Genomic DNA, 17,790 nt, shown 5'->3' on the forward strand with positions numbered 1-17,790 from the left:
ATCTCTATATCGGGAGAGCTAATTTTGATTTTTATCTAGTGAAATTTAAACTTTAATTATAATGTAAATTTTTGTAAAAAATATTTTTTCTAAAGTCAAAGTATGGTAGTGTGTCCTTGTAAAACTGAAGAAATAATGATCAAACTGTAGACATGGTAAAACATATCAAAGAGCTTCCAGTCTCAGAATTAGAATTTCAGATGTTTGTGTTAGATGAGATTGCGGATGAACTGCAAGCAGGCAATAAAGATGTCATCAAATTAACGATTGGAATTTCAGAGTTAGAAATTCCTGAAAAAGTTCTTCAAGTTTTTGCAGATACCATCTTTGACTATCAAAAAACTCACCGAGTTTATCCCCAAGGGATACCCGAATTAAGGCAAGCAATCGCAGATTATTATAATCAGCAATATCACATTAGTACGCAAGCTGAGAATGTGATTGTTAATGTTGGAACCAGTTCTATTTTTCGGAATCTGTTTCAAATTCTCTGTCAACCGGGGCAGGAAATCTTGCTGCCTAAGCCTTATTATTGCCTCTATTCACTGAGTGGAATTTTAGCAGGTGCAAAGATATCTTACTATGAGATTGATTATCAAAAAAATCAGATTAATTTTGATTCTTTCAGATCAGCTTATGATCCAGATAAAACAGCGGTTGTGGTATTAAACAACCCAGGAAATCCATTAGGAAATGTCTTAACTAAGGATGAAATTATAGAAATAAATCAGATTGTTGCTGGGCGTTCATTTATTATCAATGACGAAATTTACAACAACACTCTATTTTATACAGAATATGAATCGCCCTTGTCTTATCTGGATGAATTCCGGGATGTCAATATTGTAACCAATGCTTTTTCTAAGGGATTTCGGATGTACACCAAACGGGTAGGATATGCCATCTTACCTGATAGTTTGATCATGCCTATGCGGATTGTACAACAACATACCCTCCTAACTCATGATCCTGTTAATCAATATGGTGCGATCGCCGCATTACAAGATTTAGAAGCACCGAAAGAACTGACAAGAATCTATAAATCTCGTGCCGAATACTCTTATACTCAGCTAGAAGACACAGGATGTGATCCCATCAAAGCAGAAGGCGGATTTTATATTGTCTTAGATTGCGATCGCTGGGTCAAAGAAAAAGGCATGGAAGATTCTAAAGAACTCGCAGTAGATATTGCCAGAAAAGTTCATGTCGCCACAGTACCGGGTACAGATTTTGGTATTCCCAATTGTTTAAGGTTGAGTTTCTGTAATGACCGATACAACGAAGGAATTGATCGTTTGCGTGATTATTTTACCAGCTAGGAGGAATAGTAATGGCTGTCTACGATAGCATCAATGAGGCTTATGACTTGGTTTATACCGATGTCCACAAAAAAGTTCCTTTTGTTGTTGATATTTTACGTAAATATCAAGCACAGGAAATTTTAGAACTGGGCTGTGGATCGGGTTTATTTACCATTCCTTTAAAGCAACAGGGGTTGAGTATCGAAGGGCTAGAAATTAGTCCAGAGATGATCAAGGTAACTCAGAAGAAAGAACCGGAGTTGAAGCTGCATCAAGGAGATATGCGATCGTACCATCTCCAAAAAACTTTTGATGCTATTCTGATTTTAAGTTCAACCTTGGTGCTGCTGCAAAACCATGAGGAGATTAATCAGTGTTTACAGCGTAGCTATGAACAATTAAAACCCGGAGGATTATTCTTCCTCGAATTACCTAATCATCCAGTGGAAATTAGGAATAGCGATAGCACCCAGGAAGTCCACAGTAATGAGGATCACTCAATTATTGTCGTGATTCAAAGTTTAAAAGCGGAAAAGTATTGGCGAGAGTATTGGTTTGTTTTCCGCAAAACTGGAGCCGGGTTTCAAAAAGATGAGATTACCTGTGACGAATTTCTTTATTCTCCGAATTTATTGGTAGAGGCTCTCCAAAAAACGGGATTTGAAATCAAAGAAACCTATGGCGATCTATTTGGAAATCCGTTTGATGAAAATAGTTCTTGGAGGAGAGTCTTAATTTGTCAAAAAATCTGAGGCTTCGTTATCAATTGGGTGGAACTGATATCTGACACCGTTGTCAGTTACCGTAGGGTGGGCAAAAATAACCAACGATAATATAAAGGTTTGAAGGTTTATAACTATTGCCCACCAGACATAAAATCGTCTTATTGAGACTGGTGCAAAATGTGAGGTGGAACCAATCATCCAAGCCATTGAACTCGTTTGCTTAATTTGGAATTTCTGATAATGCCTCTAATCAACTACCCGCCAATTAATTATCCGAAGCTGCTGAGAATTCGGCATAATTTCGATTCATCTAGGCTAGAGAATGTCCAACAGAAGATTGTGGAGGAACTAGAAGCCATTCAGGTAAAATCTCGGATCAAACCTGGTGCAACTGTTGGATTACTGGTTGGTAGTCGGGGGATTACAGATATTATTACCGTGGTGAAAACCGTTGCTACTGAACTCAAAAAAATGGGCGCCAAACCTTTTATTATTCCCTCAATGGGAAGTCATGGGGGGGCAACGGCTCAAGGGCAAAAAGAGATTTTAAAACACCTTGGTATTACCGAAGAGGCGATGGGAATTCCCATCCATTCTACGATATCCTTGGCTAATTATCGAAGATGCCCATGTAAATGTTATTGGAGTCGTAGAGTATTTTCACAATAATGGTATGACAAGTGGAGATTATTTAATTGTAGAAGATACTAGCCAATTTATGTGGGATTATTGGAGCGATAATTGGAGCGATAAAGAAGAAAATGCCAAAGGACGGCAAAAAATGTCCGATTTGAGGAATTGGTTGCTGAAGCATGAACATGAGTATTTAATTGATACCCACTATCAAGATATATACGGTTACAATGGATCGAAAAACTGGAATTCTATTCTTAAAAGGTTCTAACATTCTTCAACAAGGATTAACTGGAGTTCAGACTAACCGACCCCAAAGGCTATTGCCATAAATTTCAACTCTCTATTGTTCTAGCATTTTTTTCCTGACGGGGTACAGAGAAGCTAAAAAGTACATTGGATAAGAGCTATGGCTTGATAACCTGTCTGAAAAAAAAGTAGTTTATTGGGCTTACTTCTAAAAATTATCTGGTCAGTCATCAGACAAAAATAAACCGTACTGTTTTGTAACGTATAAATTTTTGTACAGGAACCCGCAACCAGCGTAACGGTACGCGACCTGATCGCTATCATCTGCTGAAGGGCAACAACAAACCCAACTTCTGAACTTCTCTTATCCTGACTTCTGGTGAGTTTTAGTAAACTACCCAACGCCAACGTGTAAACACTTATGGCATGGGCTTTATCCCTAACCCAATCCCATCGGGGAACAACAAAAGCTGTCCCTCTAGCTGACAGGAATAGGTCGAGATTTCAGGCGGATTTACGACAGCCCCATCTTGAAAACTTTGGCTAGACAGAAATTGCCAAAATTCCGCAAGTTGAGCGATATTTAATGCCCCATTAACATCAGCATCATGCTCACGCGCCACAAAAGCCACACTTAAAAACCTTTCCCTTTCGGTAAGATTTTCCCGGCAACGGATGGATGTGGTGACATCTCGAACAGGTTTGAGAGGTAGATCTCGGCTCAACCAAAATCACACTAATTCCAGCAATACGAGCTTTATATTCTGTGAACAATCTCAACTGAAAAAAAGCCCATCTATTGATTTCTGTTCGGGTTTTCTTCCTAACTTTCGTCCTCAGTCGAATACCCGACAAGTCTTCAAAGGCAATTGCCGAGTTAAGTTGTTCAGCCTCTTGTACAAGCTGTTTGCTGATGTTGTGATTGACCCAATGCCCGAAACCTCGATTCTTGACCAGAGAGCCTTCTAAGCAAGCGTTTTGCGGACTTAGTGCGTTTGGATTGAATCGAAGCACGGACGCGGACAAATTTATTTCGAGTTGCTCGAAGTTTGTTTCCGTTCCAGGTTTTTCCTGTAGAAGTAGTTGCAATATCTCTCAGCCCCAAATCGACACCCAACACTTTCGGAGTTTTCCCTTTGGGTTGAATGGGAACTTGAACTACTATATTGATGTAATAGTTGCCATTCCTACTTTTAGAAAGCGTGGCACTTGTGGGGAGTTGACCTCTAAGCAATGCGATTTGATAGCCACCAATTTTGAGTTGAAAATTGACCCGTCCCGACTTAAGTGTGACTCCAACTTTTTGCAAGGACTCAATATATTTGAATGTTCTTGCGTCAAGAGAGATACTTGTTGGTCGAAACTTGTGAATTTGTTTGGTGGTTTTTCTCTGATTAACAACCCTTCTAATTGCTTGACAAACGTGGTTAGCTTTCAGCCCCGTCGCCTCTCTGACTGGTTTGTAGGTCAGGTGATGCAGCTTGGTTGTGTTCCAACAGTTCTGTTCTTTTGCCTCGAGCAATATTTGGTTACAAGCATCGGAAAATCCCACCAAAGTTTCATTGACCGATTGAGTCAAGTCTGGTGGGACTATCAACTTGCATTTGACCGTTATTGCTTGCGTCATACCCCTACAATATCTCATGCACGGGGTTTTTGTAAACTTTATAGGTCGCGGCATTCCTCCCATCGCCAACTCAGACTTCTGGCGTGGGTCTCCTGCCGAAATCTAGATGAATATTGAGCTGATCTTATGAAATCATAGTTGAAAGGCTTGAGCAATCAAGTCAATCACTTGAACAACTGAAACCGCAATTTTTTTTAATGGTAGCAGTAGCAATTTTAGCGGCAGGACGGGGAACCCGCATGAAATCTGATCTCCCCAAGGTGTTACACCAACTCGGCGATCGCACACTTGTCCAACGAGTTCTCGATAGTTGTGTGCGAGTTCAACCTTCTCGACGACTGGTTATTGTGGGTTATCGTGGTGATTTAGTCCAAGAGTCTTTACTCGAAAACCAAAATCGTGAAAATCAAGCACCAGATTCTCCTCTTGAGTTTATCGAACAAACGGAACAATTGGGAACGGGTCATGCTGTTCAACAATTACTTCCGCATTTAAAAGGGTTTTCGGGTGATTTATTAGTATTAAATGGGGATGTTCCGTTATTGCGTCCTCACACGTTGGAAGAATTGGTTAAAATTCACCAAGAACAAGGTAATGCAGCGACAATTTTAACTGCTCATTTACCAAACCCGAAAGGCTACGGACGAGTATTTTGTGACAGTAACAATATCGTTAGTCAAATTGTAGAGGAACGAGACTGTACCAATGCTCAACGCCAAAATTCTCGTATTAATGCGGGGATTTATTGTTTTAATTGGCCGCAACTAGAAAAGGTGCTTCCCCAACTGAAAGCAGATAATGATCAACAGGAATATTATCTGACGGATGCGGTTTATTTCCTCAAACCTGTGATGGCGGTGGATGTGGAAGATTTTCGAGAAATTCTCGGAATTAATAACCGCAAACATCTGGCAACGGCTTATCAAGTCTTGCAAGAATGGGTGAAAGATGAATGGATGGCGGAGGGGGTAACTTTACTTGATCCGGCGAGTATTACAATTGATGATACTGTAAAATTAGAACCGGATGTTGTGATTGAACCTCAAACTCATCTACGGGGAAATACGACGATTAAAACTGGGAGTAGAATTGGGCCAGGGAGTTTGGTTGAAAATAGTCAAATTGGTAAAAATGTGACGGTTTTGTTTTCGGTTGTTTCTGATAGTATTGTTGCAGATGGAACTCGAATCGGCCCTTATGCTCATTTGCGAGGTCATGCAGAAGTTGGGGAAAATTGCCGAATTGGTAATTTTGTAGAATTGAAGAAAACTCAACTCGGCGATCGCACAAATGTCTCTCATTTATCCTACTTGGGAGATGCAACAGTTGGCAATAAAGTTAATATTGGTGCGGGAACAATTACCGCGAATTATGATGGGGTAAATAAGCATAAAACCAATATTGGCGATCGCACAAAAACGGGTTCAAATAGTGTTCTTGTTGCACCGATTACTTTGGGAGAAGATGTTACGGTTGCGGCGGGTTCAACGGTAACAGAAGATGTTCCTGATGATAGTTTAGTCATCGCTCGTGAACGTCAAGTTGTAAAACCGGGTTGGCGGATGAACTCTCAAAAAAAAGAACAACCGAAAGCTGAATAAAATATTCGAGGGGTGCATATTTTGCGCCCCAATAGTCTGATCAAATCCTGAATAAAATATTAGCAACGATCAAAGATTTTTTGAATACGTTTCCGAATCCAAACGACAGGATTTTGATTATTTTCTGATTCTTCTATTAATCCTAATTCTTTTAATTTTATCTGACAAGTGGCAACTATTTCTTGACGTTTGGCGAGTTCTTCTGCTAGTCGATGAACTAAATCGGGTTTGTCTTTGATAAAGGTTTGAAAGTTGTGTTTGGGAATAATAAATAATGTTGTTTCTTCTAAGGAACGAATGCTAGCAGGTTGAGGAACTCCTAACATTAGAGAAAATTCTCCAAAAAAGTTATGAGTATTGAGAACATCAATTTGTCGATCAACCTTTTCGAGATAAGCTTCGACAGAACCCGACAGGATAATGTAAAATCTTTCTCCAGTTTCTCCTTCTCGAAGGATGAATTCTGAAGCTTGAAACTGTTTACGATATCCGAGTTCTATTAATTGTCGAAGATGGAAGTCATTACAGGTTTTAAAATAACAAACCTTTTTTAAAATATCTTTTAAAAAGATCGGCTGAGGGGGTTCTTCTGAAGATAATTGAGAAGGGGTGGAAAGGTTTTGAGGTAGAGATAATGTTTCTGAATTTTTAACCCATAAATCTCGTTGAGGGAAGGGAATAGAAATCCCGTGTTTACGAAATTGATATTCTATAATGTAGAGAATCGAACTTTTAACGGAAATTCGAGTATCAATTTTATTGACATAAACCCAAAGTTCAAAGTCTAAAGAATTCTCACCAAATCCCATAAATTTAACCTTCGGTGAGGGTTCATGTAAAACCGTTGATTCCATGTAAGCACAGTCTAACAATATTTCAGTTACAATCACCGGATCAGTTCCATAAGCAACACCAATTGGAATTTTGATCCGTCCTCGGAAATTCTCTAAACTCATATTAACCAAACGATTTTCAACCAATTGACTATTGGGAACAACGACATCAAATTGATCAAAAGTTTCAATGATAGTAGAACGAATTGATATTTCTTTCACATATCCAATCATTCCATCGAGTTCAATAAAATCTCCAACTTTAACTTTCCGTTCAAGTAAAATCGTTAAGCCACTGACAAAGTTTTTGGTAATATCTTGTAACCCAAACCCTATCCCAATCCCTAAACCACCTGCTAAAATAGTCAAAGAACCGAGATCAATTCCATTGGCTTGTAATACTAAAACACAACCTAAAACCCCAATACCATAACCCAGAATAGTTGAGATGATTTCTCGGTTACTCGCGTCTATTTTAAATTTAATTAAAACTTGTCGCTTCAAAAATTGCTTGAATAGTCGAGAAATCAGAATTGCTATAAGCAGTGAAATCGTTAAGTTAATAACAGCTAAACTTGATATCGGTTTATTCCCAATTTTGAATAAAGGTTCACTCAAAAAAGAAAAGTTAACAGCCAATTCCCCAATGTTTGCAAATAGCATATTTTTCAGCACCAAGAAGTTAAAATATAATCAAAGCCGGGTTAACTCTGCACTAACCCAGCCTACAATTTATAATTATTTCAGGGATAACTTCTATTAAGCCTAACCCAACTTACGGTTAATTAAACAAGCAATTAAACCAGTGCTAAATTGGGATAATTCGCCAACATATCATCAGTAGAGATTGTGTCTCCTTTGGCTTGGGGAGTCCATAATACTTCGATCGCTAACAGTTGTTCCCCACCAACAGAACCCAAACGACTCACGGCTTGACGCAAATCTTGGGTGCTATTTACTTTCGGTAATTCTAACTTACCCACCGTTCCGACAACCAATGTAACGACAATATATTCTCCTGGCGCTTGATCTTCTTGGGAAACAATTTCACCATTACCTGTCTCAGCCGATTTAATCGCCGGAGCGCTGGTACCGGAAAGTTGGTTATTATAATTAGAAAGCGTTTCTTCAGTGAACTTACTGCGTTCTGCGATCGCCCACTGATTAAATTGAGCCTCAGCCGACTCCATTCCGGTTTGGGTAGTTTCAGCCGCCCCATAAGCCCAATATTCGGGATGACGCAACAGGGCTAAGGTGGCTTCTTGTAACACTTGGGCGCGACCTTCTGCTGAACCTGTATCCGCCGCTTCAGCGATGCGATCTAAGTCGTCTTGTAAGCTACGACCCTCAGCCAATAAACCCACCTGTACACGCGCGACAGACACCCCCTGACGTCCGTAACCGCCTGTTTGTTCGTCTCCTGATGTAGCAGACTGGAAGCTTCTAACGAGGAAGTTGGCGATCGCAATGAAGATGAAGATGCTAAATAATCCACCAAAACCGCCCCCAAACCCAAAGAAGGGAATCAGGAAGGGGAAACCAAAGCCACCGCCACCATAACCACCCGGCGCTCTACTTGGGCCAGGAGCATAGGTTCGAGGTGTTCTAAAGGAACCTCCACCAATACGTCCACCACTGCGGGCGGCGAGTGCAAAATCAGCCTGTGAGAAGATGAGTGTAAAAACTATCCCAAAAGCAACTAAGGATTTCAAAATCGATTTAATTCGAGAATGCTGTTTTTCGTTCTTCATAGAGTTTTCAATTTTAACTTCTGGTTAACCGGAAGGGGATAACCAACCTTACCTAATACTGTAACGCTTCTCGGGTACTCTCTTGAACCGACTGATGGGGGGATTTCCGCAATCTTGATGAAATTCACCACCAGTATTGCTAAACAATTATCATAAGCGAGTAGACAAAAATCATTAAGTCTGGAATTAAGCTGATTGTGGGGAGCGTGACATTGGGTTCGGGGTGAGCTTTGGGAGGAGAAGGCTCAACGGTTCAGATCAGTGGGTCTTTGGGGTTAACCCGGTGAAAACAGTTTTTTGACACTCCCACGCCGTAAACGGCGGGGATTCTTGGTTCAGCGAGTCCACTTAATACAAATAGGGCGACCTATCTATACCAGAGATGGACTCTCCTCAAGCGTTTTGCTCCATTTCATCAGCCTGTTTGGGTATGCCCTACCCTACAGTTCAAAACCTAAAATCTTGGTTTCTCTGTACTTGTTGCTTGAAGCTTTTACCCGTACAAGCTTTCCTATACGGAACCCCATAACTTCAGTGCGTCAAGGTGCGCTGCCTTTTCGGCGACTGGGTTTTTAGTGTGGTTGATTACCCTTTCCACAAAAGAAAGTTTAGCATAAAGCCGTCAATCACGGACGGGGCTTGTATCCCAATTTTTTCGGTCAATTCAGAGACATTGCTGAAAGAGGTTGTGAGTCATCGTCCTATTACGATTAATCCTGATACACCTTGACTGGATATTCTCTTGATTGGCATTGTAACGTATAAAGACATACTGCGAACCTGTTATCAACAAGAGGATTAATTTTTTGAGAGTTATACAAAGATTGATCAAATCTGATCCGATTAGAATCAAACTTTTGCGATCTGCTTTTTTGGTTCCTATTCTGATTAATATTTTAACTCATCTTTCCCTGAATGCGTTAACCGTTTCTCGAACAATTATTCGTCCAAATTATGTCAATCAACAAACTTGTCCGATTGAGTTACAGACTTTAGTTGATCAAATGTTACCGGATTTACCCAGTTATACCAATCGTGTGATTGAACGTCGGAGTAACAGTCGGGAATTTGAACGAGATGCCTCTGTTTTAATCGCTGGACAGTTAGATAAACTTGAACCTTTACCCTTTAATGTTAATCTAGATTATCCCGATGAAACTTATCTTGTTTATCTCAAAACTTGGGAACGACAATATGATACCAATAAAATCATTAGATTTCAAAAATATCATTGGTTATTCTTGCGAAAAAGCGCGTCGGGTTGGGAATTAGAAAAGATGTTTTCCAAGTCGAGTTCTTATCCTCGATATGGGTTTTATTCTCTCCCCGGTGAAACCAGCAAAAGTGCGATCGCCGAAGCCATTCGGTTATGGTTGCGGGATTGTCAAGCGAAATAATAAAAAAAATGTCACAATAATCAATAATAGCTGTTAAGACTTAACTTTAATTCTGATGAGTCATTCTACAACATCTTCTCACGCTTTACCCGATCAGTTTTTTTCAAATTATCGAAGTGATCGTCCTTTTAGAACTTTACTCAACCTCTATCAAAAAGACAAAAAATATATTGGGCTATCGATGTTCTTTTACATCATTAAGCACAGCCCGGAATGGATTCGTCCCTTAATTATTGCTAATATTATTGATATTATTTCCAGTCCAAACACTCACAGTTTATCAGAATTATGGTTCAATGGAGCTTTTTTAGCCTTTTCGATTATTCAAAATACTCCTACCCATTATCTTCATATTCGCTTCTTGAGTACCGCTACTCATTCAATGGAATATAACCTCAGATCAGCGATTACTCGTCAACTTCAATATCTTTCTATTGGCTTTCATCAACATCGAAATTCTGGCGCAATTCAAAACAAATTACTGCGGGATGTCGAAGCCGTCGCCTTGTTAACAAATCAGCTTTTTCAGTATCTCCCTTCATCCATTTTAACGATTATAATTGCAATTATTATTACCGCCTTTCGCGCACCTGAATTTTTGATTTTTTTCTTAGGAACAATTCCTGTTGCGGTCACGTTAATTCGACATTTTCGGACTCCAATTCGTTCTCGAAACTCAGTCTTTCGTCAACAGATGGAAAGCACTTCAGCTTATTTAATTGAGATGCTGAAACTGATTCCTATTACTCGCGCCCATGGGGCTGAAGAAGCAGAAATTGATCGCACCGAACAACGCTTAAAATCTCTTAAAGAAGCTAGTATAAAACTTGATTTAATCAACGCCTTAGCCAATGCTGCATCTTGGGTAAGTTTGCGATCTTTCAACCTGATTTGCTTATTAACTTCTGCTTGGTTAGCCTATACTGGAAAATGGGGAATTACCGTCGGAGATGTCGTCTTATTAACAGGATATTTTGATTCCATTACAGGTTCAGTTGTGCAGATTTTAGGGGTACTTCCTCAAATAGGAAAAGGGTTTGAAGCGTTGTCAAGTATTGGGGAAGTTTTAGAATGTCCTGATGTGGAACATAATCACGGAAAAACACCCGTTCAACACCTTAAAGGTGAGTTTAGTTTTGAGTCCGTTTGTTATGTTTATCCCGAAAGTAAAAACCAAACCGCCATTACTGATTTTTCTCTACAGGTTAAACCCGGAGAAACGATCGCAATTGTTGGGCCATCGGGGGCGGGAAAATCAACTTTGTTAAATTTAATTATCGGGTTTTTGCGTCCAACATCGGGTAAGATTAAACTGGATAAACAGGATATGAATGAGTTGGATTTAAGAACTTATCGCCAGTTTTTATCTGTGGTTTCCCAAGAAACAATCTTATTTGAAGGAACCGTTCGAGAAAATATTTTATATGGGAAAGATACAGTAAGTGAACAACGGTTGAAACAAGTTGTTCAAGAATCAAATGCAGATGAATTCATTCAAAATCTCCCCCATGGACTCCAAACTCAAATCGGTGAAAATGGCGTTAAACTCTCAGGAGGACAACGCCAACGAATCGCAATTGCCCGGGCTTTAATTCGTGATCCGCGTGTGTTAATCTTAGATGAGGCGACTTCTTCTTTAGATACCGTTTCTGAGTCTTTAATTCAAGAAGCGTTAGATCGGTTAGTTCAAAATCGAACCACTTTTATTGTCGCCCATCGTCTCTCAACGGTTCGCAAAGCTGATCGAATTGTTGTGTTAGAACACGGTAAAATTATCGAAGTCGGAAGTCACGAACAACTATTAAAAAACCAGGGTTTATTTTCAATCTTACACGCTTTACAAACGTAGTTGATGATCAAACCTTATCCTGATCAAGAATTGTTTACAGTTACAATATAGACTTACATCGGTAGGGTAAAATAAAATGTTGACCCTTGATTTTCTTCAGATTTAACCCAAATTCGTCCACCATGACGTTCAACAATTTTTTGACAGATAGCTAAACCAATTCCTGTTCCGGGATATTCTTGACTATGATGTAAACGTTGAAAAATTTTGAAGATTCGCTCAAAATATTCTGAGTTAATTCCAATTCCATTATCCCTGACACTAAAACACCATTCTTGAGTTTGACTTTCATCGATGAGATTAGGTCTGATCCCAATTTCAATATAGGGAGAAACTTCAGGATGACAATATTTGATTGCATTTCCGATGAGATTTTGCCATAAAATAACTAACTGTTGGGGGTCAGCAATTACAGTGGGTAATTGATTGGAATTAATGATAGCATTTTGTTTCGTGATTGCAACTTGGAGATTTTGTAACGCTTGTTGTAATACTTGATTACAGTCTACCCGTTCAAAATTCGCTGTACTTTTGCTAGTTCCCACTTGGGAGTAAGCCAATAAATCTTTAATCAATTGTTGCATTCGTGTGGCTGCATCAACGATATAATAAATATAAGTTTGAGTCTCTTCGTCAAGATTGTCTTGATATTTTCGAGCTAATAACTGTGAAAACAAACTCACAATTCGCAAAGGTTCTTGTAAGTCGTGAGAGGCGACATAAGCAAATTGTTCTAGCTCCCGGTTTGACTGTAGTAACTCTCGATTTAAAGTAAATAATAATTCTTCGGCTTGTTTCCGTTCAGTAATATCAATACAAGAACCGATATACCCTGAAAAATTACCATCCGCAGTCATACGAGGAACTCCTTGATTTAAAATCCAGCGATATTCTCCATCCCAACGTCTTAAGCGAAACTCATTCGTAAAACTTTCTTTATGATTACATTTTGAGAAGTTATTGTTCAACAAATATTGAGCATCATCAGGATGTATATTATCTAACCATCCCCTCCCTAATTCCTGTTCTAGAGTTCTTCCAGTAAAATCTAGCCACACTTGATTGACAAAAGTACATTGACTGTTAGAATTACAAACCCAAATCAATACAGGCGCACTATTCGCCATTAACCTAAAACGTTCCTCACTTTCTCGCAGCGAAATTTCGGTTTGTTTGTGTTCGGTAATATCAATCATATAGCCAATAATTTCTGTAGATTGACTAATATGATTATGAATCAACTTCAGTTCATCTCGTATCCAGCGATAAGTATTATTTTTATGCAAAAATCGATATTCAAGAATTTCTGTTCCCGTTTCTAAAACCTGTGATAACTGATTAAAAGCTTTCTCCAAATCATCAGGATGTACTCGCTCCGCCCAAAATTGAGACTTTTCTACAAACTCCCAAGCTTGATAACCTGTAATTGAGTAAATAGTCTGACTCATGTAAGTCGCGCCATAATCTCCCGTGGGTATGCTAGTATAAATCGCACCAGGGCTAGAACTCAGTAAAAACTGAAGTCGTTCTTGAGTCAGGTTGAGTTGCTGTTCAATCAGAGTACATTTATTAATTTCTGCTGCTAAATTATTATTAATCTGTTGTAATTGAGCGGTGCGTTTATGAACTCGTTTTTCAAGTTCTTGATTGAGTTTTTTGATTTCCGCTTCGCTTTGTTTACGCTGGGTAATATCTTCAGCGACAGCAATAAAATAAATCGGTTTTCTGTCCTGATCACAGACTAATGAAACAGATAAATGAACCCAGATAAGAGTTCCTTTTTTGCGAACCAAACATCTTTCTAAAGAACAAGTGGAAATCTTTTTTGATAAAAGATGTTCGATAAAACTTGTGTTATAATCTAAGTGGTCAGAATCGGTGAGATCCTGACATTTTAGTTGTAAAAGTTCATCCCGAGTGTATCCAAATAGATCGCAGAGCGTTTGATTGACTTGCAACCATTCACCTTGAAATCCAACCCGAGCAATACCAATAGCCGCCTGTTCAAAAATAGCTCGCAAGAGTTCTTCTGAGTTCCTTAAAGCGGCTTCTGCTTGTTGACGTTCTATGATTTCTCGTTGTAAGGCAAAGTTGGCTTCTTCTAACTGATGGGGACTCGGTATCGTTAAAATTTTAGGAAGATGAGAGATAATTTTGAATGCTATCCAACAGGATAAAACTGCTGTGATAATTTTGATAGCCCTCAATAATTTATTGAGTGGATACCACCACATTCCTACAGCGATTATGTGAGTTGTGGCGAGACAGATTGCGAGGACACTTAATAGCAGTAAAACTCGCTTAAAGGGTACGTCTTTTCGTCGGCGCATCCAATAGAAGACAACGAGAGGTAATGAGTAAAAGGCGATCGCAATCAATGTATCCGAAATCGGAGTCAGTTGGAGATCAAAGGGTAATTCTATCAAAGCATTAGTTGCCAGAATAAAGTGAGATATTGCTGTTCTCAATTCGGTCAAAAACTTCATTTTGAATTCGGTTTCACAAAAGTACGGTACTTGAAAGATTATAGAGGTTAATCACCTCAAGCTTTCGATAGCATGAATAATTTGATCAAATTGACTCAAATCATCCGGTTTGGGAATATAGCAGTGAGCAGAGAGATTTTGATTTTTGAGAATCTCCTCATCAGTTCGAGAAGTCGTCAGTACAATCACGGGAATTTGATTTAGACTGAAATGGGCTTTGATGTTTTCTAAGACCTCTCGACCATTTTTTTTAGGAAGATTCAAATCGAGTAAAATGAGATCAGGGCGTGGTACCGTTTGATATTCACCTTGTTGATAAAGAAATGCTAGTGCTTCTTCCCCATCTCGAACAATGTGTATCCGGTTCGGAATTTTTAAGTTTTTAAGTGTTTCTTGAGTCAGGAAAATATCACCGGGATTGTCTTCGATGAGAAGAATTTCCAGAGTAGATGGCATAGATCGATTATTCACGTTATAATTCCTGCAATTTGTTATTTGAGTCGGTTGTATAAATCTAATATAGATCGAAGTGACCGTGATCACAATTAAACTTGTCATCTCATGTAAAATTAATCACCTTATCTTTCAGTTAAATTCCAAAAAGAGATACAATCCTCTTAACTTGTTCATTCAGTTAATATTGAGTCATCTGTGTAATTCTAATGTATGATGAAATTGAAAATGTCGCCTTACACTATCAAGTCTTGGATGCCATTGCCATTGGTTTATGTATACTCCGCTCAGACTGGATCGTTTTATTTTGGAACCGCTACTTAGAACAGTATACAAAAGTTGCTCAATCGGAAATTATTGGTACTTCATTATTTGTTCATTTCAACCAACTCAACCCCACACAGTTTGCATATTACGGGTATCAAGTTTTTCAAAACCAAGAGGAAGTTCACTTTTCAGTCTCATTGAATGTCGGGAAAAATTCTCCCACTCACTCTCAAAAAGGGTCTTCACTTGAACAAGTCACACTGACTCCTCTTTCTGCAATCACAGGCGAAGGAAATTATACCTTATTAACCCTACACAATCCCCTAACCGTGAGTAACCATTGTCAGGCTTCCACGTCGTTAGTCACAAAGCAGAGTGAACTCGAACAGTTAATTGATCGCATCTCTCACGATTTACGAGAACCCTTGCGGATGGTGGTTAACTTTAATGAGTTAATCGCCCAACGGTATTCAGGACAACTCGACTCGACGGGAAATCAGATGATTCATTTTGCGGTTGATGGCGCCCGACGAATGCAACAGATGATTGATGGATTGCTTGTCTATTCTCGCCTCAAAACCCGATATCAACTTCCCCAAGCAATTGATGCTCAAATTTCTCTCAAACAAGCGATAATGGATTTACAATCACTAATCGTTCAAACAGAAGCTCAAATCAGTACAACTCCTTTACCAATGGTGATGGCAAATTATCCACAACTCACTCAGTTATTTACTATTTTAATTGAAAATGCTATTCAGTATTGCCGAGATCATCCTCCTAAAATTGAAATTGCGGTTCAATCTCAAGCTGATTTCTGGATGTTTTCAGTCAGAGATAATGGTATCGGTATTGATCAGAAATATCATCAGGCTATTTTTGAGATTTTTAGGCGTCTGCACTCTCGACAAGATTACCCTGGTATTGGTATGGGACTGGCGATCGCCAAAAAAATTGTTGAACTGCATCAGGGATGTATCTGGATTAATTCTCAAACTCAACAAGGCTCAACTTTTTATTTTACTCTCCCTAACCCGCCTAAGATCAACTCAGTATTGACTTCATCGGAGAATTTTTGATGTCTCAGGAATTGATTAAAGTTTTATTAGTTGAAGATAATCCTGGTGATGCTTTTCTCATTCAAGAAAGCCTTAAAAAGCGTCATAAAACTAAATTTAAAGTCACTCAGGTTGAACGCTTAAAAGATGCTTTTTCTTGTTTGGAGTCTGATCAGTTTGATCTAGTTTTGCTTGATTTATTTCTTTTAGATAGTCAAGGACTAAATACATTTACAGAAATTTCACTCAAAGCTAACCACTTACCCATTGTTGTTTTAACTGGACTTAATGACGAAGAAATGGCAATTCAAGCGGTACGACTGGGCGCTCAAGATTATCTAAAAAAAGAGCTAGCGATGGGAGAAGTGCTAATTTATTCCTTGTGTTATGCTATCGAACGAAAACGGACTCAAGAACAACTTAAGCAACAAAAAATTCAACTAGAAACAACCAATGCAGAACTCAAAAAACGGACAAAACAATTAGAAATATTAAACGATGAATTAGAAGCTTTTAGTTATACTGTTTCTCACGATTTACGTTCTCCTTTATTAAGTATTGATGGCTTTAGTTTTTTTCTGGAAAAAGAACATAGTGAATCCCTTAATAGTCAAGGAAAATCTTATTTAAAACGAATTAGACAAGCTGTTAGTCGGATGGATAAACTGATTATCAATCTATTAGAACTTTCTCGGGTTCAGCAAATTGAGATGTGTATTACCGAGGTCAACTTAAGCGAGATTGTTCAAACTCTTTTTAAGGATTTAAAACAGCAAGATACACAACGAAAAGTCAAACTTAAAATCGCCCCTAATGTTACCGTTCAAGGAAATAAACAACTTTTAAAGATCGCCTTAGAAAATTTGATTTCAAATGCTTGGAAATATACCGCCCAAGAAGAAGTTGCTACAATTCAATTTGGAGTCTTGTTCGCCAGTGAACAGAATATAGACAGCCATCTAGAAATCGAAAAGAAGCGGTTAAACTCAGAGATTGATTTCTCCCCCATCCGGCAAACCCCGATTTATTTTATTGGAGATAATGGTGTAGGTTTTGATATGTATCAAGCAGATAAACTCTTTACCCCTTTCCAGAGATTACATTCAGCAGGAGAGTTTCAAGGAACAGGAATTGGTTTAGCAACCGTTCAGCGTATTATTCATCGCCATCAAGGAAAAATTTGGGCTAAGTCTACTCAAGGAAAAGGAGCTACTTTTTATTTTACCCTAAGTTGAGATTTAAAATTATCTCCCTGTTATAAATTTATCTGACAATTCATATAAAATCAAGAAAAGAATACTCAAGATCAAGCTCTCGATCTCCCTAGTCATAATTTATAGCAAACATTCAGGAGCTTAATAGAAATTAACAAAGAGTCGGAGGTATAAAAAATATTTAACTATTCCCTAAAACTACTGATTTGTAGTCGCAGACTTTCAAGCTATAATCAAAAAATGGGTGTTGAAAAGTATTCACAAAAAAGCGGATCAAGTTCTCTATCAAAGATTGGATCACTCTTGAGTCTGAAACCGAACAAAAAAATCCTTAAAAATCTAGAAA

16 protein-coding genes are annotated in these 17,790 nt (G+C 38.6%); 9 read left to right on the forward strand and 7 right to left on the reverse strand.

The window, feature by feature from the left end; genetic code table 11:
- Positions 1 to 152: 152 nt before the first annotated feature.
- The 4 genes from L8106_RS10300 to L8106_RS10310 all read left to right on the forward strand — a co-directional run bounded on the left by L8106_RS10300 (position 153) and on the right by L8106_RS10310 (position 2,930).
- The gene (locus L8106_RS10300) at positions 153 to 1,319 is read left to right on the forward strand and encodes a pyridoxal phosphate-dependent aminotransferase (RefSeq protein WP_009784216.1); all 1,167 of its coding nucleotides are present in this window, start codon (positions 153 to 155) and stop codon (positions 1,317 to 1,319) included.
- An 11-nt stretch (positions 1,320 to 1,330) separates the two neighbouring features.
- The gene (locus L8106_RS10305; protein ID WP_009784217.1) at positions 1,331 to 2,053 is read left to right on the forward strand and encodes a class I SAM-dependent methyltransferase; all 723 of its coding nucleotides are present in this window, start codon (positions 1,331 to 1,333) and stop codon (positions 2,051 to 2,053) included.
- Between the two features lie 213 nt (positions 2,054 to 2,266).
- The gene (locus tag L8106_RS32920; RefSeq protein ID WP_198012922.1) at positions 2,267 to 2,695 is read left to right on the forward strand and encodes a hypothetical protein; all 429 of its coding nucleotides are present in this window, start codon (positions 2,267 to 2,269) and stop codon (positions 2,693 to 2,695) included.
- A 4-nt stretch (positions 2,696 to 2,699) separates the two neighbouring features.
- Positions 2,700 to 2,930 carry a hypothetical protein gene (locus L8106_RS10310; RefSeq protein ID WP_009784219.1) on the forward strand — a complete coding sequence of 77 codons (231 nt, stop codon included), beginning with the start codon at positions 2,700 to 2,702 and terminating at the stop codon, positions 2,928 to 2,930.
- Between the two features lie 397 nt (positions 2,931 to 3,327).
- Here L8106_RS10310 and L8106_RS32925 read toward each other — a convergent pair whose 3' ends face one another.
- Genes L8106_RS32925 through L8106_RS33590 form a run of 3 tightly spaced genes read right to left on the reverse strand, consistent with a single transcriptional unit; the run spans position 3,328 to position 4,535 of the window.
- Positions 3,328 to 3,633, reverse strand: a complete 306-nt coding sequence (locus L8106_RS32925) for a hypothetical protein (RefSeq protein WP_198012928.1) — start codon at positions 3,631 to 3,633, stop codon at positions 3,328 to 3,330.
- Complete coding sequence (locus tag L8106_RS32930) at positions 3,521 to 3,865, reverse strand: IS200/IS605 family accessory protein TnpB-related protein (RefSeq protein ID WP_232228461.1); 345 nt, start codon at positions 3,863 to 3,865, stop codon at positions 3,521 to 3,523. The genes L8106_RS32925 and L8106_RS32930 overlap by 113 nt, the downstream gene beginning before the upstream one ends.
- Positions 3,795 to 4,535, reverse strand: coding sequence for a transposase (locus L8106_RS33590; RefSeq protein ID WP_009784222.1), 741 nt, complete (start codon positions 4,533 to 4,535; stop codon positions 3,795 to 3,797). The genes L8106_RS32930 and L8106_RS33590 overlap by 71 nt, the downstream gene beginning before the upstream one ends.
- Positions 4,536 to 4,732: 197 nt before the next feature.
- Between L8106_RS33590 and glmU the strand changes: the two genes are divergently transcribed.
- Positions 4,733 to 6,136 carry a bifunctional UDP-N-acetylglucosamine diphosphorylase/glucosamine-1-phosphate N-acetyltransferase GlmU gene (glmU, locus tag L8106_RS10320; protein WP_009784223.1) on the forward strand — a complete coding sequence of 468 codons (1,404 nt, stop codon included), beginning with the start codon at positions 4,733 to 4,735 and terminating at the stop codon, positions 6,134 to 6,136.
- 59 nt (positions 6,137 to 6,195) lie between these two features.
- Here the strand turns inward: glmU and L8106_RS10325 are convergent, their stop codons facing one another.
- Both L8106_RS10325 and L8106_RS10330 read right to left on the reverse strand, forming a co-directional pair.
- On the reverse strand, positions 6,196 to 7,632 hold the full coding sequence (locus L8106_RS10325) for a mechanosensitive ion channel domain-containing protein (protein WP_009784224.1): 1,437 nt from the start codon (positions 7,630 to 7,632) through the stop codon (positions 6,196 to 6,198).
- A gap of 134 nt (positions 7,633 to 7,766) precedes the next feature.
- Positions 7,767 to 8,720, reverse strand: a complete 954-nt coding sequence (locus L8106_RS10330) for a DUF1517 domain-containing protein (RefSeq protein WP_009784225.1) — start codon at positions 8,718 to 8,720, stop codon at positions 7,767 to 7,769.
- An 857-nt stretch (positions 8,721 to 9,577) separates the two neighbouring features.
- Here L8106_RS10330 and L8106_RS10335 point away from each other — a divergent pair.
- Positions 9,578 to 10,117, forward strand: a complete 540-nt coding sequence (locus L8106_RS10335) for a hypothetical protein (protein WP_198012924.1) — start codon at positions 9,578 to 9,580, stop codon at positions 10,115 to 10,117.
- A gap of 55 nt (positions 10,118 to 10,172) precedes the next feature.
- Positions 10,173 to 11,966 carry an ABC transporter ATP-binding protein gene (locus tag L8106_RS10340; protein ID WP_009784227.1) on the forward strand — a complete coding sequence of 598 codons (1,794 nt, stop codon included), beginning with the start codon at positions 10,173 to 10,175 and terminating at the stop codon, positions 11,964 to 11,966.
- 53 nt (positions 11,967 to 12,019) lie between these two features.
- Here L8106_RS10340 and L8106_RS29535 read toward each other — a convergent pair whose 3' ends face one another.
- Both L8106_RS29535 and L8106_RS10350 read right to left on the reverse strand, forming a co-directional pair.
- Positions 12,020 to 14,452: a PAS domain S-box protein gene (locus tag L8106_RS29535; RefSeq protein ID WP_009784228.1), complete on the reverse strand. Its 2,433-nt coding sequence runs from the start codon at positions 14,450 to 14,452 to the stop codon at positions 12,020 to 12,022.
- 51 nt (positions 14,453 to 14,503) lie between these two features.
- A complete protein-coding gene (locus L8106_RS10350) occupies positions 14,504 to 14,908 on the reverse strand; it encodes a response regulator (RefSeq protein WP_009784229.1) in 405 nt (134 codons plus the stop codon).
- 206 nt (positions 14,909 to 15,114) lie between these two features.
- Here L8106_RS10350 and L8106_RS29540 point away from each other — a divergent pair, with 206 nt between their 5' ends.
- Both L8106_RS29540 and L8106_RS10360 read left to right on the forward strand, forming a co-directional pair.
- A complete protein-coding gene (locus L8106_RS29540; protein ID WP_009784230.1) occupies positions 15,115 to 16,251 on the forward strand; it encodes an ATP-binding protein in 1,137 nt (378 codons plus the stop codon).
- The gene (locus L8106_RS10360) at positions 16,251 to 17,465 is read left to right on the forward strand and encodes a hybrid sensor histidine kinase/response regulator (protein WP_009784231.1); all 1,215 of its coding nucleotides are present in this window, start codon (positions 16,251 to 16,253) and stop codon (positions 17,463 to 17,465) included. The genes L8106_RS29540 and L8106_RS10360 overlap by 1 nt, the downstream gene beginning before the upstream one ends.
- The last annotated feature ends 325 nt before the right edge of the window (positions 17,466 to 17,790 follow it).

Origin of the sequence: Lyngbya sp. PCC 8106 (assembly GCF_000169095.1) — a bacterium.
Taxonomy (GTDB): Bacteria; Cyanobacteriota; Cyanobacteriia; order Cyanobacteriales; family Microcoleaceae; genus Capilliphycus.